This is a genomic window from Xanthomonas sp. 3058, from assembly GCF_014199765.1.
Taxonomy (GTDB): domain Bacteria; phylum Pseudomonadota; class Gammaproteobacteria; order Xanthomonadales; family Xanthomonadaceae; genus Xanthomonas; species Xanthomonas campestris_B.
On sequence record NZ_JACHOF010000052.1, the window covers coordinates 1 to 2,120 of the forward strand.

Annotated in this window: 3 protein-coding genes; all 3 read right to left on the minus strand. The window is 57.8% G+C overall.

The genetic code is table 11. The features are described from left to right. Positions 1-108: 108 nt before the first annotated feature. Positions 109-522: an AlpA family phage regulatory protein gene (locus tag GGR61_RS20860; protein WP_167706741.1), complete on the minus strand. Its 414-nt coding sequence runs from the start codon at positions 520-522 to the stop codon at positions 109-111. Positions 523-691: 169 nt separating this feature from the next. After that, positions 692-1,666 (minus strand): hypothetical protein, encoded by a 975-nt coding sequence (locus GGR61_RS20865; RefSeq protein WP_184623835.1) that lies wholly within the window; start codon positions 1,664-1,666, stop codon positions 692-694. 301 nt (positions 1,667-1,967) lie between these two features. After that, positions 1,968-2,120 (minus strand): integrase core domain-containing protein (locus GGR61_RS20870; protein ID WP_184623837.1); only part of this gene is annotated, 153 nt, incomplete at its 5' end.

The window sequence follows — 2,120 nt, forward strand, 5'->3', positions numbered from 1 at the left end:
ACACCAGCTGCTTATGCCCAACATCTGGCCAACACCGATATCATTACCCCCGGACTCTAAACCAAGCCGCTACTCAGGGCGGGGGGATGTCGCATAGATCCGATCTCCTTAGCGGTTGCGCGATGCGGCTGCATGCGCTTGGAGATAGGCGATAATTTCGGAATGCCACCAGACCGAAGGCGAGCGTTCGGAAGTGCCCAGCTTGAACGGCTGCGGAGCCAGCGGGTCGTAAGAGCTGGAGCGTGCACTCAGGCGCTGGTACCAACTGCTCTTGCCGATGCCCAAGATGTGCAGTACCTCCGGCAGGCGGATTGCACGATCGCTGGAACGATTATCGGCTTGAGCGAGTTGAAACATGTCCTTGAGGCGGTCAAGGATCTTGCTTTTGTGGAGTTCTTGGAGGAGCTCCAGATCGAAGATAGCCGGCGACTGGTTATAAATTGCCGAGGCGGACCCGTCGGTCAGGGTAGAGCGCTTGACCTGACGAGGTGTGGCTTCAGAGTGGATCTTGGTTGAGAGCATTTCAGACTTTCCCTTATGGTTGCCTGGGGCGCGGTAGTGCGTCCCAGTGCGAGAGAGTCTGGCGAGGAGGTATGTGGAGGTCGAAAGGTCAGCGGCAGACCATTTGACATGCTCTGCGCGCTTGGTGTAGGTCCGCCACTCTTTGAGGCGCAGCGTGTAGACCGCCGGTTTACTGCTCCTGAGCCTTGTCGTGGCCCAGGCGCAGGCTCACTACATCACCGTTTGCCAGTAGATTGAAGATACGCGTGTGGTAATCGGCCGTTTCGAATTCGAAAGACTCGCTGGTGGTTCGGGCCGGGCCGGATGTGGGCGGTTCTGAGGAGGCGGACGGAGGGTTCGTTCGGTCGAATGCCGCGAACGCCTCGGCCATCTCTGGATAGGGGCTTTTGCGGCCGGCCCAAGCGTTTAGGGTGTTCTCAAGTCGATCTATTGCACCGTTCGTTTTACTACGCTTGGCCCCTTTGGGCTTCAGGCGGTCAAGCTTCTCCAGTTCAGACAGGAGTACGCGGGTGCCCTTCTTGTCCTTGTAGCTTTGGATGAACTCAATGACTGCTCGCTTTGCCTGGGCGACGCTGGTGATCGACTTGTCGTCTTCCAGGCGTTTGAGGACCTGTAGCACGATCGCGCGCGTGTACTCGCTGTCGTCGGCCTTTTCCTTGGCAGCATAGGTCGCGAACACGTGCGAGGCCGACTTGGTCGTGTTCAAACCAAGGTTGTAGTAGGCAAGAGCGGTGATGTGCCATACCCGGCCGGTGTCACCGACTTTGCAGAGGCGCCTGGCTTCTTGGAGGTACAGCGCGGCGATCAGAAGGCCCTTGTAGGGATAAGGTTCTAGTCTGTTCCAGGAGTCTGGTACAAGCGCATTAACAGTGACCTGCTGGCGCAGCCATTCCAGATCAGAGTGAGTTTGCGCCTGACCCTGCTTCTCCAGCTCGGCTTCGGCAAAGGCCCAGAGCGGGCTGACGTCATGAAGCTCGTTCGCGTAGATCTGTTCGTGCCAGAGCAAGATGCCGTGCTCTACGAGCACGGCCGGATCCACGGCCCTTTCTCCTTCGTACTCGTAGAAGAAATGGGTCTTGGGGAAGTTTGCATCGGCGGGATAGAGCGGTTTGCTTTTATCTGTGTCGGTCTTCTTATTAGTCATAGTGACTCTTTTCGACATTGCTGGTCGTTGATGAGGGATCTTACTTGGTCACTGGTCCGGCAGGCGCGGTGTTCAAGTCGCCATGCTTCGGACTTCTTTGCCCTGCCTGCTCGCCTCCTAAAGTTCAGTAACCGCGTTGGTACGCTCGATGAGTTCCGCCAGATCCAAGGTCTCCATTCGCCCCAGATAGATGATTAGCTGGTTACATCATTCGGGGCCCGCTCCTGCTTGGATCATCCTGGGTGTGGTCGCGCATCTGTGCGAGCTCTCGACGCCCCCCCGCCCTGAGTAGCGGCCTGGTTTAGAGTCCAGGGCTGATGATATCGGTGTTTGCCAGATGTTGGGCATACGCAGCCGGTGTCATGCCGCCGATTGCTTTCTTGGGGCGGTCCTCGTTGTATTCGCGTCGCCAGCGTTCGATCTCGGTGCGCGCGTGCAGCAGTGTCGGGAACCA

What these genes read in the sequence shown, in the direction of transcription:
- GGR61_RS20865 (WP_184623835.1), bottom strand. Translation starts at nt 1,666, where the DNA reads ATGACTAATAAGAAGACCGACACAGATAAAAGCAAACCGCTCTATCCC.
- GGR61_RS20860 (WP_167706741.1), bottom strand. Translation starts at nt 522, where the DNA reads ATGCTCTCAACCAAGATCCACTCTGAAGCCACACCTCGTCAGGTCAAG.